The sequence below is a fragment of the Faecalimonas sp. LCP19S3_D12 genome (assembly GCF_052121495.1).
In the GTDB taxonomy this organism is placed as follows: domain Bacteria; phylum Bacillota; class Clostridia; order Lachnospirales; family Lachnospiraceae; genus Faecalimonas.
This window is the reverse complement of record NZ_JBQKED010000018.1, coordinates 34,692-60,612: the sequence shown is the minus strand read 5'-3', so window position 1 is coordinate 60,612 and position 25,921 is coordinate 34,692. Positions and strand designations below refer to the sequence as shown.

The following is a 25,921-nucleotide window of genomic DNA, read 5'->3' as shown; positions in this document are numbered from 1 at the left end:
GGTTTTTCGACAATTCCATTATACCAAAGGAACGTATTTATGCCTTTTTAATTGGCTGAAATATTGAATTTTCAAGGTTAATCACACCTTATTGGTGTGGGAAGTTTGAGTAAGTAAATAGTTCGTAAAATCAAGTGTTCACATAATGGAGGCGAAGATATGAGTGTACAATTATTGGATAAGACTAGAAAAATTAACAGACTATTGCACAATAACAATTCAAGTAAAGTCGTTTTCAACGATATCTGTGAGATATTAAATGAGATTCTCGCATCGAATGTATTAGTGGTGAGCAAAAAAGGAAAAGTGCTTGGAAGTGGTCAGTGGAAAGATGTGGAAATAATACATGAGCTGATTGATAATCAAGTTGGAAGCCACATCGATGAGATGCTCAATGAGAGATTGCTCAGTATTTTGTCAACCAAAGAAAATGTGAATCTTCAGACACTTGGATTTTCACCAGAGGTTGTCAAAGGATATCAGGCAATCGTGACACCAATCGATATTGCGGGAGAAAGACTTGGAACGTTGTTCATTTATAAAAAAGATGAACTCTACGAGATTGATGATATTATTCTGAGTGAATACGGAACCACAGTTGTAGGCTTGGAGATGCTTCGTTCTGTCAATGAAGAGAGTGCGGAAGAGATTCGAAAAGAGCAGATTGTACAGTCGGCGATCAGCACACTTTCCTTTTCAGAATTGGAAGCAATCATTCATATTTTTGATGAACTGGAAGGAACAGAAGGAATTCTTGTGGCGAGCAAGATTGCAGACAGGGTTGGGATTACACGATCTGTTATCGTGAATGCGCTTCGGAAATTCGAAAGTGCCGGAGTAATAGAATCGCGTTCATCTGGTATGAAGGGAACATATATTAAAGTGGTAAATGATTATATTTTTGAAGAGTTAGATGCAATCAAAAAGAAAAAAATGAAATAGCAATAAAAAAGGGGGTCAGAGTTCTGACTCCCTTGAATTATACAAGGAGAGGAAATATGTACGAAGGAAAAAAAGCAGAGCTAGAAATGAAAAGGATGATTCTTGTAGGAGGAATATTGGAATCAAAAGTATTTCAATGTAAAATTTTAGCGTATCACGCAGAGGAGGAACGCGTATATTTATTATTAGAAGAAGACTCACTTGAGGACATCTTATTAGATGCAGTATATGAATTTCGGATAGAGACAGGTAGAGCCTGGCATGTTTGTGAGGGGAGAATTCAAGAGAGATATTACAATGAGCAGGGAAAAATTTTAGAATTTCAAATAGAAAATGGATTTTATAAAAATAGTATAAAGTCTGTTGACAAACCAGAAGTGGAGTGATATTTTATAATTAAAGCGAGATTAGCACTCGAATAGAGCGAGTGCTAATAAACTGATAACATAGTATGAAGGAGGCAGTTTGATATGAAATTAGTACCATTGGGAGACAGAGTCGTATTAAAACAATTAGAAGCAGAGGAGACAACCAAATCCGGAATCGTATTGCCGGGACAGACAAAAGAAAGACCTCAGCAGGCTGAAGTTGTTGCAGTAGGACCAGGTGGAATGGTTGATGGAAAAGAAGTGACAATGCTCGTATCAGAAGGAGATCAGGTTATCTATTCAAAATATTCCGGAACAGATGTAGAATTAGATGGAGAAGAATATATTGTTGTAAAACAAAGTGATATTTTAGCTGTTATTAAATAATAGAAAGATAGTAGGAGGCAAATAATCATGGCAAAAGAGATTAAATATGGAGCAGAAGCCAGAAGTGCTTTGGAAGCTGGTGTAAATCAATTGGCAAATACAGTAAGAGTAACATTAGGACCAAAAGGAAGAAATGTTGTACTTGACAAATCTTTTGGGGCACCGCTTATTACAAATGATGGTGTGACAATCGCAAAAGAAATCGAGTTGGAAGATGCATTTGAAAACATGGGTGCGCAGTTAATCAGAGAAGTTGCAGCAAAAACAAATGATGTTGCTGGAGATGGAACAACAACAGCAACAGTTTTGGCACAGGCTATGGTTCATGAGGGGATCAAGAATCTTGCAGCAGGTGCAAATCCAATCGTGCTTCGTAAAGGTATGAAAAAAGCAACTGATGCAGCGGTTGAAGCAATTGCATCTATGAGCAGTAAAGTGGAAAGTAAAGAGAGAATCGCAAATGTTGCGGCAATTTCAGCAGGAGATGTAGAAGTTGGAGAAATGGTAGCAGATGCAATGGAAAAAGTATCCAATGATGGTGTAATTACAATCGAAGAATCTAAGACAATGAAGACAGAATTGGATCTGGTAGAAGGTATGCAGTTTGACCGTGGATATATTTCAGCATATATGGCTACAGATATGGAAAAAATGGAAGCAAACTTAGAAGATCCATACATTCTGATCACAGATAAAAAGATTTCTAACATTCAGGATTTATTGCCACTGTTAGAGCAGATTGTACAGTCAGGAGCAAGACTTCTTATCATTGCAGAAGACATTGAAGGAGAGGCACTTACAACATTGATCGTAAACAAATTACGTGGAACATTCAACGTAGTTGCAGTAAAGGCACCTGGATATGGCGACAGAAGAAAAGCAATGTTGGAAGATATTGCAATCTTAACAGGCGGACAGGTGATTTCAGAAGAACTTGGATTGGACTTAAAGGAGACGACACTTGATCAGTTAGGACGCGCAAAATCTGTAAAAGTGCAGAAAGAAAACACAGTCATTGTAGATGGTATGGGTGACAAAGATGCAATCAATGGTCGTGTTGCACAGATTAAAGCGCAAATTGAAGAGACAACATCTGAATTTGATAAAGAAAAATTACAGGAAAGACTTGCGAAACTTGCAGGTGGTGTAGCTGTTATCCGTGTCGGTGCAGCGACAGAGACTGAGATGAAAGAAGCAAAACTTCGCATGGAAGATGCACTTTCCGCAGCGAGAGCAGCAGTGGAAGAAGGTATTGTTGCAGGGGGCGGATCTGCTTATATCCATGCAGCAAAACAAGTTTCAAAACTTGCAGATGAACTGGAAGGTGATGAAAAAACAGGTGTGAAAATCATCCTGAAAGCTTTGGAAGCACCACTGTTCCACATTTCAGCAAACGCAGGTTTGGAAGGTTCTGTAATTATCAACAAAGTAAGAGAACAAGAACCTGGAATTGGATTTGATGCATATAACGAAGAGTATGTAGATATGGTGAAAGCAGGAATCCTTGATCCGGCGAAAGTGACAAGAAGTGCATTGCAGAATGCAACAAGTGTTGCGTCTACATTGTTGACAACAGAATCAGTGGTTGCAAATATCAAAGAAGATGCACCGGCTATGCCGGCAGGCGCACCAGGAATGGGTATGATGTAATCAACACTATAAAATCAGAAGGCGGAGCTGTGAGACAGTTCCGCCTTCTGATTTTATGATAATTTAATTATAAGAAAGCTTGTAGAGTATGTTGAAGTTGTGTTACAATAGCAATAATATGAATTTATAAGTGGAGGTTAGTATGAGTGATTATTATACAGAACAATTAGTAAAACAAAAAACAAAGGCATCATCTGTGATAGCAAAGATAGCATTGATAGCAGTTACAGTGCTGTCGTTTTTTCTTGTACTGCTGTTTCCGATGGCGATGATTCTTCCGGTTATAATGGTTGTTTTGGATATCGTCTTATTCAAGCGCTTTGATCTGGAATTTGAATATTTGTATGTCAACGGAGATCTTGATATTGACAAGATCATGGCAAAACAAAAAAGAAAACGAGTGTTTGAGACAAATGTAAGAGACATGGAAGTACTTGCGCCTACAGGCTCTATTGAACTGCAGCAGTATCAGAGAACAAAGACATATGATTTTAGTTCCGGAGTGGAAGGCGCGAGAACATATGAGATGGTGACAACCTCTCAGGGACAGACTGTGAAAATTATTTTTGAGCCAAATAAAACGATTTTGGAAGGTATGAAAATGCTTGCGCCAAGAAAAGTGTTTATTTAGTCTTGACAGAAACAAATCTTTTTTGTAATATAACACTACCTTATAAAAAACGTTTGTATAAGGGGATATTTATAAGTATTCCTTATTAGTGTATTATTATACAATAATCAGACCAAAAAGAGAAAGAGAGGATGAAAGATCATGGGAAAAATTATTGGAGAAGGTATTACATTTGATGATGTACTGTTAGTACCTGCATATTCAGAGGTAATTCCAAACCAAGTAGATTTATCAACTAATTTAACTAAAAAAATCAGATTAAACATTCCGATGATGAGCGCAGGCATGGATACTGTAACAGAACACCGTATGGCAATTGCGATGGCTCGTCAGGGAGGTATTGGTATTATCCATAAAAATATGTCGATTGAACAGCAGGCAGAAGAAGTCGACAAGGTAAAACGTTCAGAAAATGGTGTTATTACAGATCCATTTTCGCTATCACCAGAGCATACGCTGCAGGATGCAGATGATTTGATGGGGAAATTCCGTATTTCAGGTGTACCTATCACAGAAGGGAAAAAATTAGTTGGTATTATTACGAACCGTGATTTAAAGTTTGAAGAAGATTTTACAAAGAAAATCAAAGAATCAATGACTTCGGAAGGATTGATTACTGCACCGGAAGGCATCACTTTGGAAGAAGCAAAGAAAATCCTCGCAAAAGCAAGAAAAGAAAAATTACCGATCGTAGATAAAGATTTTAACTTAAAAGGTCTTATTACAATCAAAGATATTGAAAAGCAGATCAAATACCCATTGTCAGCAAAAGATGAACAAGGACGTCTGTTATGTGGTGCGGCAGTTGGAATTACAGCAAACTGCGTAGAACGTGTGGATGCGCTTGTAAAGGCTCATGTGGATGTTGTTGTTATGGACTCAGCACATGGACACTCTGCGAATGTAATCAGAACAGTGAAGATGGTAAAAGAAAAATATCCGGATCTTCAGGTGATTGCAGGTAATGTGGCAACAGGAGAGGCAGCAAGAGCTTTGATTGAAGCTGGAGTAGATGCGGTGAAGGTTGGTATCGGACCTGGATCCATCTGTACAACACGTGTTGTTGCAGGTATCGGTGTGCCACAGATTTCAGCAATCATGGACTGCTATGAGGCAGCAAAAGAAGCTGGAATTCCAATCATCGCAGATGGTGGTATCAAATATTCAGGTGATATGACAAAGGCGATAGCAGCAGGTGCCAATGTATGTATGATGGGAAGCATTTTTGCGGGATGTGATGAAAGCCCTGGAACATTCGAATTATTCCAAGGAAGAAAATATAAAGTGTACCGTGGTATGGGATCTATTGCAGCGATGGAGAACGGAAGTAAAGACCGCTATTTCCAGACAGATGCAAAGAAACTGGTTCCGGAAGGAGTAGAAGGTCGTGTCGCATACAAAGGAACAGTAGAAGATACTGTGTTCCAGCTTATGGGAGGTCTTCGCTCTGGTATGGGTTATTGTGGAACGCCTACGATTGAAGATTTGAAAGAAGAAGGAAGATTTGTAAAAATTTCTGCAGCTTCTTTGAAAGAAAGTCATCCACATGATATTCATATTACAAAAGAAGCACCAAACTATAGTGTAGATGAATAAAAGAATTATGTAAAAAATAGATTGCGTATTAGCGCAATCTATTTTTTATGTGTGCCGAGCATAGAAATTTGCTTCATTTTACAAAAAAAGTACAAAATCCTAAAAAAAGTTCATACCTGAAAAGAAGAAATAAAAAAGATGATAATATACCTCAAAAAAATCCTAATAGCAAATTTTGATTTTGTGATACGTTTATCGTATCAGAATAAAATTAGGAGGAAAAGAGGATATGAAAAGAAAAAAAAGGTATCAATTGATAGCCGGAGCAACAGTACTTTCAATGTGTGTATCACTTGTAAATCCAGTTGTCTATGCAGAAGAGTCTAAGCAGGACGCAAAGGTGAGCGCAGGGGATATCAAATTGAATCCAGAGGTTCATTATCAGACTTTAAAAGGGTGGGGAACTTCTCTTTGCTGGTGGGGCAACATTATCGGTTCATGGGGAGATGCTGATTACAATAATAATGGCACTCCTGACAGAGAGGAGATTGCGGAGTTAGCATTTTCACCGGAATATCTCAATCTGAATATTGTAAGATACAATGTAGGAGGCGGAGATAAAGAAGATACAAGTATCAAACGATGTGAAGGAATTGTTCCAGGATGGACAGAAGACATGACTGGTAAGAAAGATGGAACAGGAACATTTGATGCAGAGACATTTTATAATAAAAATACGGAAGAGATGAGCGATGCGGGACAAATTTGGATGATGGAACAGGCAAATGAGTACCGTAAAGATGAAAAGGATATCATCAATGAAGTATTTTCTAATTCTCCACCGTATTATATGACAAAGTCAGGTACATCTACCGGTGGGTGGAATGCAGAAAACAATCTGAAAGAGGAATGCTATGATGATTTTGCGACATATATGGCAAGAGCAACAAAGTGGATTGACAATAATCTAGAAGAAAAATATGGAACTGGCGTAACATATGTAGAACCAATGAATGAGCCGGATACAAGCTATTGGGCAGCCGGAAGTACGAAACAGGAAGGATGTACATTTGCACCGGGAAAAGCACAATCTGAGATGTTCCGGCAGATGCAGACTGCACTAGATGAAGAGGGACTAGATAATGTGCAGATTACAGGAACAGACGAAACAGCACTCTGGAATGCAAACAACTCTTTCTATAAGTTGGAAGACGACGTGAAAGAGAATATGACAACAATTGGCGCTCATACATATGGTGGAAATGACAGTGAGAGAAAGACTCTTTTACACACAGCAAAATCGTATGATAAAGATTTGTGGATGTCAGAGGTTACCAAAGGAGGAGGAGCTCATTGGGAAGGATCTCATGACAGCATGGATGCAGTAAATGCAAAATCGCAAAGTGAAGGCATTATGGCAGACTTAAAATATATGCAGCCGACAGCGTGGATTGCATGGCTTGTGGCGGACAGCGAATATGAATGTTTGCAGACAAATTCTAACTGGGGATTGCTGCATGCTGTATTTGAAAAAGACGGACAGCCGGTTCCGGATTATCACACAAACCTTGTAGATGAAAACGGAAATCGAAAAGACGGCGTTCCGGGCGAAGGATACTGGGCAGTGACTAAACAGTTCTATACAATGATGCAGTATAGTAAATATTTAAAAGCCGGATATACGATGATTGATATTGCAGATGGAAATATGTGTGCTGCAGTTTCGCCAGATGGAGACGAGATTGTCATTGTAGCTCAGAATTTTGGAAATGACAGAACAACAACAGTAGATTTATCCGATTTAAATGGACCGGCAACAGCAGAAGTTTATCAAACATCTGATGCAAAAAGCTGTGAAAAAGTTGAGACACAAGATGTAACAGACGGCGTATTAGATATCACACTTCCAAAAAATTCTGTGACAACTTATGTGATTCAGGCAGAAGACGGAAGTGCACTGTGCAGTATGGAAAACTATGCAAATATCGTGGGGGCAGATGTTGTAAAACCGGAAGAAGACTGGACATCTGATAGAAACAAGTTTACATATGAAGGTTCATGGGGAGAATCAGCAGATGAATTTGGCGGTGGAAAATATACAACAAGCGCAGGAACATCTGTCACATTTACTTTCGAAGGAGAGCAGGCTGCAATTTATGGAACAAAGGGTTCTGAAGCAGGAAAAGTATTAGTTTCTGTAGATGGCGGTGAGGCGAAAGAAGTAGATCTTTCCGGGAACGGAAAAGATGGAGATGCACTCATTTATTACACAGGAAAATTGGAAAATGCAAAGCACACAGTTATGATTTCAAAGGCAGAAGGACATGAAGAAAAGCTGCTGGAAATCAATCATGCAAAAGTGATTCACGGAGAATTTATCGAACAGGCAGAAGGTGTGGAATCATCGGGAACTGTATTTACAGTAAGCGGTGTGAAACCGATTCTTCCGGATAAGGTAAAGGTGGTATCCAATCAAGGAAATATAACAGAAAAAGCAGTTGTATGGGATGTGGAAGGACAGGACTTTACATCTGACGTGAAACTTACAGGTTCTGTGGAAGGAACAGATAAAAAAGGAACAGTAGATGTGAAAATTGTTCCAGAGCATATGGCATACTATATCGACTGTAACAGTCCGAAATCTCCGGCATACGCATCAGTAGATGCATATGCAGATTTGTTAAATGAAGTTCCGGATCAGGCATATGAAAAAGATGCTTGGGGCTATGTGGAAACTTATGGTGCACACGATACGGACGAATCAAATTTAAAAGACGCTTATGAGACAGGATGGTGGGCAAAAGAAGGACAGTCCATTCAGTATACAATTCCATTAGAAAAAGGTAGTTACAAAGTAGAATTTGGATTTAAAGAATGGTGGAAAGATTATAACTCAAGCCGTCCAATGAAAGTTTCTATGGTACAGGGAGAAACAAAAACAGAACTAGGTACAACAAATACATGGAATGGTGGTAACTGGTGGAATGATGCCGAATACGAAATTACTTGTGAAACGGCAGGAGACGTCACATTTGAAATTGCAAAAAATGGTGATTTGGATCCGGTACTTTCTTTTATTAAAATTCAGAAAGTATTAGATACGGAAGCTTTGAAAGGTGTTTTGGCACAAGCGGCACAGATAGACAGAAGTCAGTATTCTGTGGAAAAATTAAAAGTATTAGACCAGACAGTAGAGGAAGGACACCCACTTCTCTATAAAGCAGAGGCAACACAGAAACTGATTGAAGAAGCGACAGATAAAATTCAGACAGCTCTGGACGCACTTGAGGCTGATACTGGAATTGAACTTACTCAGCAAGAAATCGAGGCGAATGATTATGTACTTTATACTGTAAATTGCGGTACTCCTGATGTATCGGTTCTTCCAAATCCGGAAAGTGAGAGAATGGGACTTTTACAGTCTTCTTTTGATCAGCCATACGGTGAAGATAAAGAAAAGGAGACAACATGGGGCTTGAATCCTGAGAATGAATTTTCAAAGGCAGAGAAGTATCAGGCAAATGCAACAGATATCGGAGACAGCTTTATCTATATGTCAGAAAATGTGACATTTGATAAAGATAAGAGTACCCTCGGATATTCTTTCGAAGTACCTGATACAATGGAAGGAATGGAAGAAGACACTTATGAAGTTACAGTTGCATTTAAACTTCCGAATTGGGATAAACGTGTTGTCAATGTGATGCTTGAAGGATCTACAGTGGCAACTGATATTTCATTAGAGCAAAATAGTTGGGTAAGCAGAACATTTACAACAAAAGTAACAGATGGTGAATTGAATGTGCTTGTAAAAGCGCCGAGAAGAACATCGACAAAACAAGATCCGATTCTCAACTATATCAAGGTGCGTGCCGTGAAAGACACAGAACCGGTTATTCCGAATTATACATCATTTACAGGTATTGCCGGTGAGACAATGTACGATACAAACGGAAATCAAATTCAGGCACACGGAGGCCAGATTCAGAAACTTACGGTTGACGGTGTAACAAAATGGTATTGGATCGGAGAAGACAAGACGAATGATTATCGTCCATGCGGCGGAATCCATATGTACAGCTCTGAAGACTTATACAATTGGAAAGACGAAGGTGTTGTCTTAAAGACGATGGAATCCATGGAGCAATTTGAGTCAGATCCGTATTTTAAAGAACTATATGGAAATGAAACACAGGAACAAAAAGAAGAAGTATTCGTTGATCTTGATAAAAACAATTGTGTTATGGAACGTCCGAAGATGCTCTACAATGAGAAAACGGATAAATATGTAATTTGGTTCCATGCAGACGGAAGATATCCGGGAAGTGACGCTGATTATGGAAAAGCTAAAGCAGGTGTTGCAATCGGAGACAGCCCGACAGGACCGTTTAAACTGTTAGGAAGCTACAAATTAGATTACGACAAGAGTGAAAATCCAAATTACGGATATGACGGATGGGAAGGAAGAGGATCTGTCCGTGACATGAATCTCTTCAAAGATGATGATGGTCAGGCATATGTTATCTATTCATCAGAAGGAAATGAAACAACATATATATCTAAACTGAATGAAGAGTATACAGCACTTGCGGTATCTCCGGAGGAATCAGTGGAAGGTGTGGACTATACAAGGAACTTTGCAGGTTGGTCGAGAGAAGCGCCGGCGATGTTCAAATATCGTGACAAATATTATATTATTAATTCTGGCTGTACAGGATGGAGCCCGAATCCAGCGCAGTATTTTGTAGGAGACAGCCCGATGGGACCTTTTGAAGCCATGGGAGATCCTTGTACAGACTGGGGAAGCGGAACAACTTATGATACACAAAGTACTTGTGTTATTCCGGTAGATCCTGAAAATGGAAAATATATTTACATGGGTGACCGCTGGAATGCAGGAGACTTAAGTGAATCTAGATATGTATGGCTTCCGATTGAATTCCAGCCAGACAATAAGATAGCTCTTCGAAGATATGAAAATTGGACATTGGAAGAGTTAGAGGGCAAAGGACTCTTCGAAGTAAAAACAGAACTTCCAAAAACAGTATCCTCCATCGCAGAAATCGGAGAATTACTTCCATCTGAAGTGACAATCTCTTATGGAGCAGAGGATGAAAAAACACCGGTGACATGGAATGTCGGAGCATATGACGAGGACAAACTCGGAACTGTGACGGTGACGGGAACATTGACAGAGAAAGACAGAACATTTACACACGAGATTCATGTGGTAGATGAGAAGATAAAATATTTCTTTGACAGTGCGGCAGAAGAGTCAGTCTACTATGATTACGCAAAAGAAGTGCTTGGCAACAAGTTGCAAAATAACAAGCCGGATCAAAAATATACATCTGAAAACCATGCAGGTTATACAGGTATTACAAAGCAGGAAAACGGCGAGAACTTTGACTTAGGTATCCATGAAGGAAGAAACTATATTGAGACAGGATGGTGGGCAGCGGCTAACAAAAATATCGAATATGCATTTGATGTAAAACCGGGAGAATATACGGTGTCAGCCGGATTCCAGGAATGGTGGAATACGACACGTCAAATGAAGATGACAATTTCTATGGGAGACACAGTGCTTGAAGAACAGGCATTTACGTTGCAGAATGATAGTTCTGATTTGCAGATCAACCAGAAGTTTATAGTTGAGACAGAAGGCACTGTGAAAGTAACAGTTAGCAAGAAGGGAAATTCGGATCCGGTATTGAGTTGGATTGCACTGTTAGGTGAAGAGGCCGAGCCGGAACCATCAGTAGACAAAACAAATCTGGAATCACTCATCGCATATGCGGAGAGCCAAAAAGAGAGCGAGGCATATGAAGATGTTGTGGATGTTGTGAAGACACTGTTTGAGAAAACACTCGCAGATGCAAAAGCAGTGATGGCAGATGAAAAAGCAGAACAGGCGGCAGTGGATATGGCTTACGAGGCGCTTCTTGTAAATGTGCATCTGTTAGGATTTACAGGAAATACAGATGACTTAGGGTTAGCCTTAGAACTAGCAAAAACAACCAATACCGAAGGGAAAACACCGGAATCTGTACAGGTATTAAAAGATGCAATTGCTAAGGCAGAAGAACTCATTGAAGATGGAAACGTACTTCAGGAAGAGATTGACGCGGCAACAGAAGCCTTGTTGAAAGCAATAGGCGGACTGGAAGATATTGTTTTGGCTGATAAGACAAAATTAAAAGATTTACTGGAAGATTCACAGAAATATGTGGACAAAATCGATCAGTATACGAAAGTGACTGCGGATGCGTTTGCGGCGGCAAGAGACTCGGCGCAGGCAGTATACGATGATCCACAAGCAGCACAGGAGCAGGTGAATACAGCATATGATGTACTTCTTCAGGCGATTTTTGGTCTTAGAGAGATTCCGGATAAGAGCAAACTAGAAGAGTTGCTCAAGGAAGCTCAAGGAATTGATCTTGCCAAGTACACAGAAGAGACAGCAGCAACTTTCCGCACAGCATTAGCAAAAGCTGAGACTGTATTTGAAAACAAAAATGTATCTGATACAGATGTAAAAGAGGCAGAAAAGATGCTTCGTGCAGCATTTGATGGACTACAGAAAAAGAAAGTCGTAGAAAATCCAAATCCGAACGAGAAATCAGAGTCAGCAAGAACAGGGGATAGAATGCCGATAGCTGGATGGTTAGTTGCTATGGTGGCAGCAACAATTCTTTTTGTCAAAAGAAAAAGATCTAAAAACTAAAAATATTACAGAAAAAAGTGCAAGAATCGAAAAATAATTCTATTCAGTCTTTTGAAGAATAAAAAAAGTGAAAATACGAATGAAAATAATCCTATTAGTAAAATGTTCATATGTGATAAAGTCTTATTATCAAATCAGTTCAGGATATATGAAGGAGGAAGAAATTATGAAACTAAAAAAAGTAGTGGCTATAGCATTGGCAGGAGTAATGACTTTTAGCCTTGCAGCATGCGGAAGCTCAAATGAAGGAAAAAAAGAGAGCAAAAAAGATGATAAGAAATTGACAATATGGGCATGGGATGAAGCTTTTAATATTAAAGCGGCAAACGAGGCAAAAGAGATTTATACAAAAGATCATTCGGATGTAGAAGTAGAAGTTGTAACAATGGCTCAAGATGATATAGTAGCAAAATTGAATACAAGCTTGTCGTCAGGTTCGTATGAGGGTCTTCCGGATATTGTGTTGATCGAAGATTACAGAATTCAGGGATATTTAACAGCATATCAGGATGAATTCGCAGACTTAAGTGATATTGCAAGTCCAGATGATTTCGCTTCTTATAAAACTGGTGTGAATCAGGTAGATGGAAAAATGTATGGTATTCCATTTGATAGTGGTGTAGCAGCTGTATTCTATCGCACAGACTTAATTGAAGAAGCGGGATATACAGCAGAAGATATGCAGAATCTCACATGGGATAAATATATTGAAATCGGAAAAGCGGTGAAAGAAAAAACAGGAAAACATATGTTGACATTGGATCCAAGTGATATTGGACAGATCCGCATGATGCTTCAGAGTGCTGGCTCATGGTATACAGATGAAGACGGTAATGTTGATATCAAAGATAACGAAGCTTTGAAAGAGGCATTTGCAATCTATAAAGAAATAGTAGATTCAGGAATTTCAAAACAGGTAGCTGATTGGGATCAGTTCGTTGGTGCATTCAACAATGGAGAGGTTGCAACAGTTCCTACAGGATGCTGGATTTCACCATCTATTTTAAAGGCAGAAGACCAAGGTGGAAAATGGGGAGTGGCAGAATTTCCAAAAATGACAAACGTTGCAGAATCCGTAAATGCATCTTCTATCGGTGGTGGTGGATGGTATGTCCTGAAAAATGTAGGACATGAAGATCTTGCAAAAGACTTTTTGAAAGAGACATTCGCTTCTAATACAGAATTGATGAACCAGTTAGCGGTAGATATTAATCTTGTAAGTACACTAAAAGCAGCTCAAACAGTAGAAAACTATAGCAAAGGCGTAGAATTCTACGGAGGACAGGAAGTATTTGCTGATTTTGCAGAATGGCAGAATGAAGTTCCAACAGTTAACTACGGACAAAATACATATGCAATTGAAGACATGATGACAGAGGCATTACAACAGATTCTTGCAGGTACAGATGTAGATAAAGTATTATCTGATTATCAGAAACAAGTAGAGGCGGCAGTTGCGAAATAGGAACAGTCACGGGGCGAGAACGAGAAAGATCTCGTCCCTCATTTTTTGAGGAGGCAAATCATGAGAAGAAAAACAAATGGTTTGAACCCAAAGTTGAATCGTATAGGATGGTTATTTATCATTCCGAGCTTAGTTTTGATTGTGACATTTGTATTTTATCCTATGATACAGGCATTTATCACATCATTTCAGACAGGTGTCGGCAACAATTTAACTTTTGATGGGTTGACAAATTATAAGAGATTATTGACAGATACAACATTTAAAAAAGCATTGATAAATACAGTATTGTTCTTGGTTATCCAAGTGCCGATTATGATTTTATTGGCATTGGTCATTTCGTCCATGCTGAATGATAAGAAACTGAAATTCAGAGGAGTATTTCGTACAGCAATCTTTTTACCATGTGTGACATCATTAGTAGCATATTCTATTATTTTTAAAAGTTTATTTGCAACGGATGGTTTCATTAACTCTTTACTGATGAATCTGCATGTGATTTCAGAACCGATTTCATGGATTACACATCCGATTTGGGCGAAGATATTGATCATTATTGCGATTACATGGCGCTGGACAGGTTATAATATGGTGTTTTATCTGTCAGGATTACAGAGCATTGACGATTCGATTTATGAGGCAGCAAATATTGACGGTGCAAATGCATTCCAAAAATTCAGATATATGACATTGCCGTTGCTGAAACCAATTATTCTTTTTACGACAATAAATTCTACAATTGGTACGCTTCAGCTGTTCGATGAAACGATGAATATTACCCAGGGAGGACCGGCAAATGCGACAATCACGATTTCGCAGTATATTTACAATCTCTTGTTTAAATATTCACCAGATTTTGGATATGCAGCAGCAGTTTCCTATGTTGTCGTGGTATTGATAGTTGTCTTATCATTTATTCAGAAGAAGGTAGGTGAAGGAAAAGATGCGTAAAAAAGTGTTAAATGTATTTCGATATGTTTTTTTGTCGATTGTATCGTTTATTTCGGTGTTCCCGTTCTTTTGGATGATTGTGGCGGCAACAAACAAGTCGGTAGAAGTTACAAAAGGAACAATGATTCCGGGAACATATTTTTTCGAGAATCTGAAAACATTGTTGGCGTCAGATCTTCAGTATGTAAATGCATTTAAAAACTCAATTATAATTGCGATAGTTACAACAGCGCTTGCGATGGTTGTGTCATCAGCGGCGGGATATGCATTTGTTGTGTACAAAACAAAAGCTAGAGAAAGGGTATTCAATTTTATCTTTCTGTCTATGATGGTTCCGTTTGCAGCATTGATGGTTCCTCTGTTCCGGTTGTTCAGTAAATTCTCTAACATGGGACCGCTGAAAGTAATTGCGTTGAATACACCAATGGCTGTTATTATTATCGCAATTGCCACAGCCTTTTTGATTTTCTTTTTCAAACAAAATGCACAGACATTTCCAAAGGAACTGATTGAAGCAGCAAGAATAGATGGCTTGTCAGAAGTGAAAATTTTTATTAAAATCTTTATGCCAACGATGAAATCAACATATGCGGCAGCGATTGTTGTAACATTTATGACAAGCTGGAACAATTATTTATGGCCGTTGATTGCATTGCAGTCACCAGAAAAGAGAACTCTGCCACTTGTACTTTCGGCAATGGGGTCCTCTTATACACCGGATTATGGTATGATGATGACTGCGGTTGTCATTGCAACACTTCCGACAGCGTTGATTTTCTTTGTGATGCAGAAGCAGTTTGTTGCAGGTATGACAGGTTCGGTAAAAGGATAAATATAGAAGAAATAAAGGAGAAAGAGATATGTTGGTGAGTGAACCAAGACTTACATGGTTGGAAGACCCAGAAGTGTTTGCTGTAAATAGAAAAGAAGCACATTCAGATCATGTTTATTATGAAAATACAGAAGAGATGGTGTTAGGGGCTGACATGCCTCTTCGCCAGTCTTTGAATGGAACATGGTATTTTAGCTATGCGAAAAATCCGACTGTGAGAGTGAAAGATTTTTATAAGAAAGACTTTGATTGCAGAATGTTTGATTCGATTGAAGTACCGGGACATATTCAGACGCAAGGATATGACCGATGCCAATATATCAACACGATGTATCCATGGGATGGAACAGAGTATCTGCGTCCGCCGATGGTATCGAAAGAATATAACCCGGTGGGAAGTTATGTAAAATACTTTGTACTTGAAAAAAATTTACAGGATAAACCGGTATTTGTTTCCTTCCAAGGTGTAGAGACAGCTTTTTATGTATGGCTGAACGGAGTGTTTATTGGATACAGTGAGGACAGTTTTACACCTGCGGAGTTTGAGCTTACCCCGTATCTTCAGGACGGTGAAAATAAACTGGCCGTTGAAGTTTACAAACGGAGCAGCGCAAGCTGGCTGGAGGATCAGGATTTTTGGAGATTTTCCGGAATTTTCCGCGATGTGTATTTGTATGCAGTTCCAAAAACACATATTGAAGATTTATCTGTAAAAAGCACACTGGACAATTCTTACAAAAACGGGAAATTATATCTCAAATTAAAAATTTCGGGACATACAGATTGTGCAGTAAAAGCAGTGCTTCTAAATGCAGAAGAAAAGATTGTTTTTGAAAAAAATATAAAGGGAAACTCTATATGTGAAATTAGCGGAGAAGTTGAAAATGTACATGCATGGAGTGCAGAAGACCCATATTTGTATCAATTATATCTGTATGTGGAAAATCAGAAAGGAAATCTGATCGAAGCAGTTCCGGAATTGGTTGGATTCCGAACATTTGAGATGATTGACAAAGTAATGCATATCAATGGAAAACGAATTGTATTTAAAGGTGTGAACCGGCATGAATTTAATGTGCGAAGAGGTCGTTCTATTAAGAAAGAAGATATGCTTTGGGATATTGAGTTTATGAAACAGCACAATATCAATGCAGTTCGTACTTCGCATTATCCAAATGAGAGTCTTTGGTATCGTCTGTGCGACATTTACGGAATTTATCTCATCGATGAGACAAACTTGGAATCCCACGGTTCATGGCAGAAGATGGGTGAGTGTGAACCTTCTTGGAATGTTCCCGGAAGCAGACCGGAGTGGAAAGAGGCAGTTTTGGATCGGGCGAAATCGATGTTTGAAAGAGATAAAAATCATCCATCTGTTTTAATTTGGTCTTGTGGAAATGAATCTTATGCGGGTACTTGCATTGAGGCGATGTCAGACTATTTCCATGAAAAAGATGACACAAGATTAGTTCATTATGAGGGTGTATTCTGGAATCGTGAATTTGATCATATTAGCGATATGGAAAGTCGTATGTATGCAAAGCCTGCGGAGATAGAAGCGTTTCTAAGTAATGATCCGAAAAAACCATATATCAGTTGTGAATATATGCATGCAATGGGAAATTCTTGCGGTGGCATGAAATTATATACGGATTTAGAGTCAAAATATGAATTGTATCAAGGCGGATTTATTTGGGACTATATCGATCAGTCGATGCTTCGCAAGAATGAGCAAGGTGAGGAAGTATTTGCTTATGGTGGAGATTATGATGACAGAGCAACAGACTATGAATTCTGTACAAATGGAATCGTATATGCAGATCGAAAAATCTCTCCGAAAGCACAGGAAGTAAAGCAGCTCTATGCGAATGTGAAATTGACTCCGGACGAAAATGGAGTGCTTATAAAAAATGAGAATTTATTTATTTCCACAGAAGCTTATACACTTGTCTATCGTATGATGCTAGATGGTTATCCTATCTTTGAAAGTATGCGAAACGTAATTGTACAGGCGCAAGAAGAACAGTATGTGAAATTGGATTATCCAAATATAGAAGAGCCTGGAGAGTACACTTATGAAGTGACAATGGAATTGACGGAGGACACGATTTGGGCAGATGCAGGACATGAGATCTGTTTCGGACAATTTATCAAGAAGATTACGGAAGAGGAAGAACAAACGACAAAAAAGATGCAGGTGATTTATGGCGATGTCAATATTGGAGTGAAGGGTGAAGGCTTTCTGGCAATGTTCTCAAAAAGTGAGGGGGGTCTTGCATCACTTCAGTATGATGGAACAGAGTATATTACACGGGCGCCGAAGACGAGTTATTGGAGAGCATGTACCAACAATGACCGTGGGGCAAAACAGGGATTTGACTGCAGTATGTGGCTGACTGCCGGTTTGTATCAAAAAGTCATTGATGTGAAAGTGGAGGAATTGGAAGAACAGGTTCGGATTACGTTTGAGTATGAACTGCCGACGATTCCAAAAGCATACAGTACAATTTCCTATGTGATGTCAGGTGACGGTGTTGTGCATGTACACTTGTTGTACAAAGGGACAGAAGGTCTTCCTGAAATACCGGCATTCGGAATGGATTTCAAACTCAAAGAGAGATATCATAATTTTGAATATTATGGATATGGTCCGGAGGAAAATTATGTCGACCGAATGGAAGGTGCAAGACTTGGCATTTTTGAGGGTACAGCAGAAGAAAATTTGTCGAATTATCTGATTCCTCAGGAGTGTGGAAATCGTGTAGGAACAAGATGGCTGAAAGTGACAGATGAGTATGGCAGGGGTCTTCAATTTACATGTGAAGAGATTCCATTTGAGAGCAGCGTCCTTCCATATAGCGCGTACGAACTTGAGAATGCATTACATCAGGAAGAATTACCGAAAATACATTATACATGGGTTCGAATTCTTGCAAAACAGATGGGTGTTGGAGGAGATGACAGCTGGGGTGCACCGGTGCACGAACAGTATCGGATACCATCGGATAAAAATTTGGAAATTGCTTTCCATGTCAGTAAATTGTGATATAATAAGATATAGTTGGGTAAAAGGGCGAAGGGTCAAAGATTCTTCGTCCTTAGACTATAGATTGAGGTGTAAGGATGGCAGAATATTGTAAAGTGGTAATTATTGATGATGAATTTATTATGCGTCAGGGAATGAAGCACATGCTGGATTGGGAAAAGGAAGGATTCCAAATTGTCGGTGAAGCTTCCAACGGGCAGGAAGGCTTGGAAGTGATTGAAAAGACAAAACCGAATATTGTACTCACAGATATCGTGATGCCTGTGCTTGATGGAATTGAATTTTCAGAAATTTTAAATAAACGTTTTCCGGAAATGCAGCTTGTGATATTGAGTAGTTACGATAAATTTGAATATGTGAAGGCTACATTTCTAAATGGGGTAGTGGATTATATTTTAAAACCGACATTAAATCCGGAAATTTTGCTTTCAACTTTGAAAAAAGTGGCTGGAAAAATTCCGGGAATGGAACTTGAGCGAAAAGAAATTGATTCCGTTCAAAGCCAGATGGAACGGTTTTTATGTGGTTATCAAGAAAAGTTAGATGAAGCATTGTTTGTGGAGTATTTTCCGCATACACTGTATCGACTTTTGGGGATCAATTTGAAAAAAGTGTGTGGAAATCAAAAAGATAAGATAGCATCTGTGCAGGAAAGTATTTTCGATTTTTTTCAGAGTAAGAAAGAGTATGTGCATTGCCATGTTTTTTTAGAGGAAGAGGTATTCTGTTGTATCTTTAACTTTCGTGTCAAAGATGAAAAGCTTGTATTGGCGGATATTGAAAGCTGTGTCGATAAGATGGCGAAAATGTATGGAAATGTATTTTTTGTGGTGGGAAAAAGTTTTGCCGGTATGAAGAACATAAAGGACTGTTATCAGAAAGAAATCAAAGATATGGTAAACAGGCAGTTTTATTTTAAGGAAAAATCACTGCTTGTATTAGAGATGCCACAAGTTTTGGAAAAAGAACAACGGTTTCCCTTTGCGGATTATTCAGAACTGTTACTTCATAGTCGATTTGCAGATGCAATTGCGATGCTCAAAAAATATGTGTTTTATTTGAAAGAGCGACAGGTAGAGGAGTACCGCTTGAAAAATTTGACCAAGAATTTATTATACAATTATCTGATGGAAATCGAGCGGTATGAAGTGGAAAGCGAGCAATTGCGGCAACAATATTTTAACTGGATTGACAATACACACTATATCGAAGAATTTGTGCAGGTGTTTCAAGATATTATAGAAAAATTGGAAGCGTTGCGAGTTTATCAGCTAGAGGCAGAAGATGTTAAAATTTCGAAAATAAAAAAGTATATTAAAGAGCATTATCAGGAGCAACTGGAACTTTCGGAAATTGCAGAAAATTTTAACTTTAATTATCATTATCTGTCTTCGTATTTCAACAAACATACAAAAGAAGGATTCAGCGGATATTTGAATAAAATCAGAATTGAGAAGGCGTGTGAATTGTTGCGAAAGGGAGATATGAGTATATCACAAATCAGTGCTGCAATCGGATATTCGGACCATAGTTATTTTTGCCGAGTATTCAAAAAAATGATTGGAAATACACCGAGCTCTTATAAAAGACAGATGAAAAAGGAGTAACACATGAAGAGGAAAATTCACATAAATATGTTATTTGTAAAAATTTTATGCACCGTGATTGTGGGAATCACTTGTCTTTCGGTGGCTCTTAGTACATTGAATTTATTTATTTCCAAAAAGGTATTTGTAAATAATTTTTCAGAATCACAGCGAAAAATTTTCAAGCAGATTGACAAAGAATTTTATAAGTTTTTTTCGGATGTGATTGAGATTACCTCGAAAGCAAATATGAGCTGGGCGGTTCGGGAATATCTAACGACACAGAATCAGACAGATGAAGAAGAGATGAAAACGATATATTATATGCAGAAACATATGAAAGAGACAAAAGTAGATGAGCACAGTGAGCTTGGTGTAATGCTGATGGGAATGAACGGGAAAAATTATATTTTGAATAATGCCAGAAAAGATATCTCAGCGGAGGCAATTTTGCAAAGTGAAGTGGCGAAAAAGGCGATGAGCAATCCAGGAAAGCTGATTTGTGAGTATGAAGAAAAAGGATACACCGACGATCAAAAAAATGTGCCGGTTTTGGTGATGGCAAAGAGTCTGAATTACAGTGAGAAGGATGTTTGCGATGGAATTATATTTATATCGATCAAAGAATCTGAGTTTCAAAAAATGTACGATTATTTTACATCGGATACAAGTGATATTATTATCTTGAATCAGGATGAAAAGGTGATCTCTTCAAATGAGCGAGAATATTTAAACGGTGAAGGCAAAAAGGAATTGGAGATGATTTTGGATCAAGTCGACGGTGAAGGGAAGAGTCTGGGAAAGATGTATTTGACGCAGAAACTTCAAGGTACAAACTTTCGGATGGTCGGCGTTATAGATCCGGATTTTGCATTCATACAGCAGTATCATCTGAAAAGCAATATACTTCTCACGCTTGGCATTACGGTTTTGATAGGACTGTTTGTATTTATTTTTATTAAACAACAGACGAGACCATTATCAAAACTGGCAGATAAGATGAGGCTTGTGCAGGAAGGAAATATGCAGGAATATGTAGATGTGGAAGGAACAGAAGAAATTCAAGAACTTTCGAAAGCTTATAATACGATGCTGGAGCGAATCAATCAATATATAGAAGAACGCATGAAAATTCAGGAAGAAAAACGAAACGCGGAAATTCACGCATTGCAGATGCAGATTAATCCACATTATATGTATAATACATTGGCAAGTATAAAGTGGTTGACATGGCAGGGGGATGTGAAAAAATCGACCGCAGTCATCGATGCCTTTATTTCCTTGCTTCGCAATACGATAAGTAATACGGATGAATTTGTGACAGTAGAACAAGAAGTGGCAAACTTGAAAAATTATGTTTTGATTAATCAGACGAGATATGGAGATGCAGTCGGAGTCGAATTTTATGTAGTGGACAAATGTAAAGAATATCTCGTTCCAAAGTTGATTTTGCAGCCTTTCGTAGAGAATGCATTTTTTCATGCATTTCCAGAAGGAATGGAGGGGGAAATTTCCGTTTTTATAAAAGAAGAAAAGAAATATCTGAGATTTGACATTGAGGATAACGGTGTAGGAATGGATGCAGAGCAGTTATATACTTTGAATAATAAAAAAGATAAAAAAAGTGAACATTTTACAGGGATTGGAATTAACAATGTAGATGATCGTATTAAATTGATTTATGGTATGGATTACGGAATCAATATTGTTAGTGAAAAAGATAAAGGGACAACAATTACAATTTTGTTGCCGAGAAAGGAAAAAGAACATGGCAATTCAATTTGATAAAGAAAAAAATATATTTACATTAGAGAGTAAAAATACTGCATATCAAATTATGATAGGAGATTATGGAGTATTACAACATCTATACTATGGAAAGCGGGTCGGTAAGTGTGATATGTCTTATTTAGTGCGGATGTACGATAGAGGATTTTCTGGACAAATACCAGATGCGGGTAATCGCCGGGAATTTTCGATGGATACACTGCTTCAGGAGTATTCCACATATGGAACAGGTGACTATCGGACAGAGTCATTGCGTATCATAGATGGGAATGGAGGATATGGTGCTGACCTTCGTTATGAATCGCATAAGATTTACAAGGGAAAATATAGTATTTGCGGGCTTCCTGCAATGTATGCGAAAGAAGAGGAAGCGGATACATTAGAAATTAAGCTTAAAGATTTCACAACAAATGTTGCGGTCATATTGTATTATGGCGTGTTTCATGAGTTAGACATCATTACAAGAGCTGTCACTGTAATCAATGAGGGAACAGAGACTATTATATTGGAAAAGGTGGCATCAGCATGTTTGGAGTTTTACCACAAAGAGTTTGATATGGTACACTTTCATGGAAAACATGCGATGGAGCGGGAACTGGAACGTCTTCCAATAAGGCATGGAATGCAGTCCATTGGAAGTGTGCGTGGGACATCCAGCCATCAGCACAATCCGTTTGTGATTTTATGCAGTAAAAATGCAACAGAAACGACAGGGGATTGTTATGCGATGTCGTTTGTGTATAGCGGCAATTTCCTTGCTGAGGTAGAAGTGGATCAAATTGAACAGACACGTATGGTTATGGGAATTCATCCTACGCAGTTTTCTTATCAATTAAAACAGGGAGAGGTGTTCGATGCTCCGGAAGTGGTAATGAGTTATAGTGGAGAAGGGTTTTCAAAACTTTCTAATACATTTCACAAGGCATATAGGAATCATCTATGCAGAGGAAAATATAAACTTTCGAGACGCCCGATTTTAATCAATAACTGGGAGGCTACCTATTTCCAATTTGATGAAGAAAAGCTATTTCAAATTGCAAAGGAGGCAAAAGAACTTGGCGTAGAAATGTTCGTTATGGATGATGGATGGTTTGGAAAGAGGGAAGATGACACCTCTGGACTGGGAGACTGGTTTGTGAATGAAAAGAAGATAAAAGGCGGGCTTGGAAAGCTGGTAGAACGTATTAATCAGATGGGTATGAAGTTCGGAATTTGGTTCGAGCCGGAAGCTGTTTCGGAGGATAGTGAGCTATATCGGGCACATCCGGACTGGTGTCTTGCCATTTTAAACCGAAAACCAAACAGAAGCCGTTATGAATTGATCTTGGATATGGCGAGAGCGGATGTGAGAGAATATCTGTTTCAAGCTATGTGTGAGGTGTTAGATTCTGCAAATATAGAGTATGTGAAGTGGGATATGAACCGGAATCTGAGTGATGTGTGGTCTGCATATTTTCCGAAAGACAGACAGGGAGAAATTTACCACCGCTATGTACTCGGATTGTATGAATTGTTGGAAAAGCTGATTCAGCGATATCCGGATATTCTGTTTGAAGGGTGTTCCGGAGGAGGCGGGAGATTTGACGCCGGGATGCTCTATTATACACCTCAGATATGGTGTAGTGATAACACAGATGCAATTGAGCGGTTATCTATACAATACGGGACTTCTTTCGCTTATCCGATTAGCACAGTCGGATCTCATGTGTCGGTTTGTCCAAATCATCAGACAGGAAGAAACACACCGATGTATACAAGAGCAGTTGTCGCAATGGCTGGAAGTTTTGGGTATGAATTAGATGTGAACCAGTTGTGCGAAAAAGACAAAGAAGAGATTCGATATCAAATAGAAGCTTATAAAAAATACCAAAGCCTGATTCATGACGGAATATACGACCGTTTGTCAAATCCTTATGAAAACCATACGTATACAGCATGGCAATTTACAAGTGAAGATAAATCAGAGGTGCTTGTAAATTATGTGCTGACGAAAAAGCATGCGAATGAAAAAGTGTATTATTTGTATTTGCGAAATTTGGAGGAGGAAGCATTCTATCAAGACAAAGAAAATGGGAAAATTTATACCGGAGCCGCATTGATGTATGGTGGATTGCCAATGCCGAGAAATATTCAAGAGTATGAGGCCGTGCAGCTTTACTTTGAACGTTTGGAAAAAAGTAATTAAGAAAAAACTAAGCAAATTTTGAAATAATCCGTAGAAAAATATGTTAGAATCATATATCATATTTTGATATACGGGGGTTGTAGTATGACAGCAAATCACAGAAGAAAAAAAGGGAGAAGTAAGAACAGAATGAAACGGCGAATCCAACTCTATACACGAGTTGGCGCGGCCTGTCTGATTTTGCTTACGGTTGTGCTTGGGGGAATGAAAGTGTTTCATATTGGACCATTGGGTAATGGATATATGGAAATTACAGGTGCAGATATAGATGCTGCTAAGCCGGATATCGATGTGCAACTTTTAACGGTAAATGAATATTCCAGACCGGGGACAAAGACAGAGCGAATCAATGGAATTGTAATTCATTATACGGCGAATCCCGGATCGACTGCTATGCAGAATCGAAATTATTTTGAAGGCTTAAAAGACAGTCACATAACGAAGGCAAGCAGCCATTTTATTGTAGGATTAGATGGAGAGATTGTGCAGTGTATTCCGACGTGGGAGGAAGCATACGCATCCAATGACAGGAATCCTGACACGGTTTCTATTGAGACATGTCATCCGAATGAAGATGGAAAATATACACAGGCAACCTACAAATCTATGGTACAGCTGACAGCATGGTTATGTAAAAAATTTGATTTGACCGAAAAAGATGTAATTCGTCATTATGATATTACCGGCAAGATTTGTCCGAAATATTTTGTAGAAGATGAAGCGGCATGGGAAAAGTTTCGGGAAGATGTAAAAATTGTATTGGCTAAAATGTAAAAGAGTCTAACTCGGACTCTTTTTATCATGTGCGGTTAACTTACTTATTAGCAAAGATAATAGTTTTTATCTATAGATTATAGAGAGAAATTGTGATATACTTAACAAAACTTATTTGAAGGAGAGAGGCATATGAATTTAAATCAATTGCATTATTTTGTAACACTAGCCTATATGGAACATTATACGAAAGCGGCGAAGCAACTATCTATCACGCAACCAAGCCTCAGTCATGCAATTGGTATGTTGGAACAGGAACTGGGGACTTATTTATTTGAAAAACAAGGACGGAACGTAGTTCTTACAAAATATGGAAAAGTATTTTTGAAATATGCCGAGGAGTCTTTGCGGGTGTTGGATACCGGAATTAAAAAGACGAGATCGATGACAAGTGAGACAAGCGGTGAGATTGATATCGGATACATCTATACACAGGGGAGTGAATTTATACCGGAGCTGGTTAAAAATTTTTTGGACGAGAACAAAGAAAAAGATATCCAATTTCACTTTAATAATGGAGTGACAGAGGAGATTGTGAAAGGTATCAAATCAGAACGTTTTGACCTTGGATTCTGTTCTTATATGAAAAATGAGCCGGATATTGAATTTATCCCGGTTACAAAAGAAGAACTTGCAGCAATTGTGCCATATGGACACCCATTAGCAGATCGGGAGAGTGTAAAGTTTGAAGAGATTGCCAGTTATCCTCAGATTTTTTTCAATAAAACGAGTGGACTTCGTGCGGTGATCGACGGGCTTTTCAAAGACGCAGATATTACTCCGGATATCAAGTACACGGTGGACGAAGACAGCGCACTTGCCGGACTTGTGGCAAAGGGATTTGGTGTCGGGATTGTACCGAATATTCCGATTTTGAAGAGCCTGCAGGTGAAGATTATCCCGATTGAAAAGCTGGCGTATCGAAGATATATTTATATGGCGATCATGCGGAACAAATATTTATCGCCGATTGTAAAGCAATTTCTGCAATATGTTCAAAAAAACTATAAAATAGAAATTGAACAATAGAAGTGTGTCGGCTATAATAGATGG

At 38.5% G+C, this 25,921-nt stretch carries 16 protein-coding genes; all 16 read left to right on the top strand.

Annotated features, from left to right (window positions below):
• Positions 1-159 precede the first annotated feature (159 nt).
• The 16 genes from codY (at position 160) to ACTQXY_RS07290 (ending at position 25,897) form a co-directional block, all read left to right on the top strand.
• Complete coding sequence (gene codY / locus ACTQXY_RS07365; protein WP_412364224.1) at positions 160-942, top strand: GTP-sensing pleiotropic transcriptional regulator CodY; 783 nt, start codon at positions 160-162, stop codon at positions 940-942.
• A gap of 56 nt (positions 943-998) precedes the next feature.
• Positions 999-1,328, top strand: coding sequence for a hypothetical protein (locus ACTQXY_RS07360; protein WP_441658955.1), 330 nt, complete (start codon positions 999-1,001; stop codon positions 1,326-1,328).
• Positions 1,329-1,412: 84 nt separating this feature from the next.
• The gene (locus ACTQXY_RS07355; RefSeq protein ID WP_004611386.1) at positions 1,413-1,697 is read left to right on the top strand and encodes a co-chaperone GroES; all 285 of its coding nucleotides are present in this window, start codon (positions 1,413-1,415) and stop codon (positions 1,695-1,697) included.
• A gap of 27 nt (positions 1,698-1,724) precedes the next feature.
• Positions 1,725-3,347 carry a chaperonin GroEL gene (gene groL / locus ACTQXY_RS07350; protein ID WP_412364227.1) on the top strand — a complete coding sequence of 541 codons (1,623 nt, stop codon included), beginning with the start codon at positions 1,725-1,727 and terminating at the stop codon, positions 3,345-3,347.
• Positions 3,348-3,489: 142 nt separating this feature from the next.
• Positions 3,490-3,978, top strand: coding sequence for a DUF6106 family protein (locus ACTQXY_RS07345; RefSeq protein ID WP_441658954.1), 489 nt, complete (start codon positions 3,490-3,492; stop codon positions 3,976-3,978).
• A gap of 141 nt (positions 3,979-4,119) precedes the next feature.
• Positions 4,120-5,574, top strand: coding sequence for an IMP dehydrogenase (gene guaB / locus ACTQXY_RS07340; RefSeq protein ID WP_004611383.1), 1,455 nt, complete (start codon positions 4,120-4,122; stop codon positions 5,572-5,574).
• Between the two features lie 229 nt (positions 5,575-5,803).
• Positions 5,804-12,241, top strand: a complete 6,438-nt coding sequence (locus ACTQXY_RS07335; protein ID WP_441658953.1) for a glycoside hydrolase — start codon at positions 5,804-5,806, stop codon at positions 12,239-12,241.
• Positions 12,242-12,407: 166 nt separating this feature from the next.
• A complete protein-coding gene (locus ACTQXY_RS07330) occupies positions 12,408-13,706 on the top strand; it encodes an extracellular solute-binding protein (protein WP_441658952.1) in 1,299 nt (432 codons plus the stop codon).
• Positions 13,707-13,766: 60 nt separating this feature from the next.
• Entirely contained in the window at positions 13,767-14,657 is an 891-nt protein-coding gene (locus ACTQXY_RS07325) for a carbohydrate ABC transporter permease (RefSeq protein ID WP_004611377.1), read from the top strand.
• Complete coding sequence (locus ACTQXY_RS07320; protein WP_004611376.1) at positions 14,650-15,489, top strand: carbohydrate ABC transporter permease; 840 nt, start codon at positions 14,650-14,652, stop codon at positions 15,487-15,489. Before ACTQXY_RS07325 ends, ACTQXY_RS07320 begins: the two co-directional genes overlap by 8 nt.
• A 28-nt stretch (positions 15,490-15,517) precedes the next feature.
• Entirely contained in the window at positions 15,518-18,535 is a 3,018-nt protein-coding gene (locus ACTQXY_RS07315; protein ID WP_441658951.1) for a beta-galactosidase, LacZ type, read from the top strand.
• Positions 18,536-18,612: 77 nt separating this feature from the next.
• Positions 18,613-20,142 carry a response regulator gene (locus ACTQXY_RS07310; RefSeq protein ID WP_441658950.1) on the top strand — a complete coding sequence of 510 codons (1,530 nt, stop codon included), beginning with the start codon at positions 18,613-18,615 and terminating at the stop codon, positions 20,140-20,142.
• A 27-nt stretch (positions 20,143-20,169) separates the two neighbouring features.
• Positions 20,170-21,906 (top strand): histidine kinase, encoded by a 1,737-nt coding sequence (locus tag ACTQXY_RS07305; RefSeq protein WP_441658949.1) that lies wholly within the window; start codon positions 20,170-20,172, stop codon positions 21,904-21,906.
• On the top strand, positions 21,890-24,094 hold the full coding sequence (locus ACTQXY_RS07300; protein WP_441658948.1) for an alpha-galactosidase: 2,205 nt from the start codon (positions 21,890-21,892) through the stop codon (positions 24,092-24,094). The genes ACTQXY_RS07305 and ACTQXY_RS07300 overlap by 17 nt, the downstream gene beginning before the upstream one ends.
• Before the next feature lie 129 nt (positions 24,095-24,223).
• Entirely contained in the window at positions 24,224-24,868 is a 645-nt protein-coding gene (locus tag ACTQXY_RS07295) for a peptidoglycan recognition protein family protein (protein WP_044986654.1), read from the top strand.
• 132 nt (positions 24,869-25,000) lie between these two features.
• Entirely contained in the window at positions 25,001-25,897 is an 897-nt protein-coding gene (locus ACTQXY_RS07290; protein ID WP_004611370.1) for a LysR family transcriptional regulator, read from the top strand.
• Positions 25,898-25,921 lie beyond the last annotated feature (24 nt).

Excerpts from the sequence above, each read along its gene's own strand:
- codY (WP_412364224.1), top strand. The coding sequence starts at position 160 with ATGAGTGTACAATTATTGGATAAGACTAGAAAAATTAACAGACTATTG.
- ACTQXY_RS07360 (WP_441658955.1), top strand. The coding sequence starts at position 999 with ATGTACGAAGGAAAAAAAGCAGAGCTAGAAATGAAAAGGATGATTCTT.
- ACTQXY_RS07355 (WP_004611386.1), top strand. The coding sequence starts at position 1,413 with ATGAAATTAGTACCATTGGGAGACAGAGTCGTATTAAAACAATTAGAA.
- groL (WP_412364227.1), top strand. The coding sequence starts at position 1,725 with ATGGCAAAAGAGATTAAATATGGAGCAGAAGCCAGAAGTGCTTTGGAA.
- ACTQXY_RS07345 (WP_441658954.1), top strand. The coding sequence starts at position 3,490 with ATGAGTGATTATTATACAGAACAATTAGTAAAACAAAAAACAAAGGCA.
- guaB (WP_004611383.1), top strand. The coding sequence starts at position 4,120 with ATGGGAAAAATTATTGGAGAAGGTATTACATTTGATGATGTACTGTTA.
- ACTQXY_RS07335 (WP_441658953.1), top strand. The coding sequence starts at position 5,804 with ATGAAAAGAAAAAAAAGGTATCAATTGATAGCCGGAGCAACAGTACTT.
- ACTQXY_RS07330 (WP_441658952.1), top strand. The coding sequence starts at position 12,408 with ATGAAACTAAAAAAAGTAGTGGCTATAGCATTGGCAGGAGTAATGACT.
- ACTQXY_RS07325 (WP_004611377.1), top strand. The coding sequence starts at position 13,767 with ATGAGAAGAAAAACAAATGGTTTGAACCCAAAGTTGAATCGTATAGGA.
- ACTQXY_RS07320 (WP_004611376.1), top strand. The coding sequence starts at position 14,650 with ATGCGTAAAAAAGTGTTAAATGTATTTCGATATGTTTTTTTGTCGATT.
- ACTQXY_RS07315 (WP_441658951.1), top strand. The coding sequence starts at position 15,518 with ATGTTGGTGAGTGAACCAAGACTTACATGGTTGGAAGACCCAGAAGTG.
- ACTQXY_RS07310 (WP_441658950.1), top strand. The coding sequence starts at position 18,613 with ATGGCAGAATATTGTAAAGTGGTAATTATTGATGATGAATTTATTATG.
- ACTQXY_RS07305 (WP_441658949.1), top strand. The coding sequence starts at position 20,170 with ATGTTATTTGTAAAAATTTTATGCACCGTGATTGTGGGAATCACTTGT.
- ACTQXY_RS07300 (WP_441658948.1), top strand. The coding sequence starts at position 21,890 with ATGGCAATTCAATTTGATAAAGAAAAAAATATATTTACATTAGAGAGT.
- ACTQXY_RS07295 (WP_044986654.1), top strand. The coding sequence starts at position 24,224 with ATGAAACGGCGAATCCAACTCTATACACGAGTTGGCGCGGCCTGTCTG.
- ACTQXY_RS07290 (WP_004611370.1), top strand. The coding sequence starts at position 25,001 with ATGAATTTAAATCAATTGCATTATTTTGTAACACTAGCCTATATGGAA.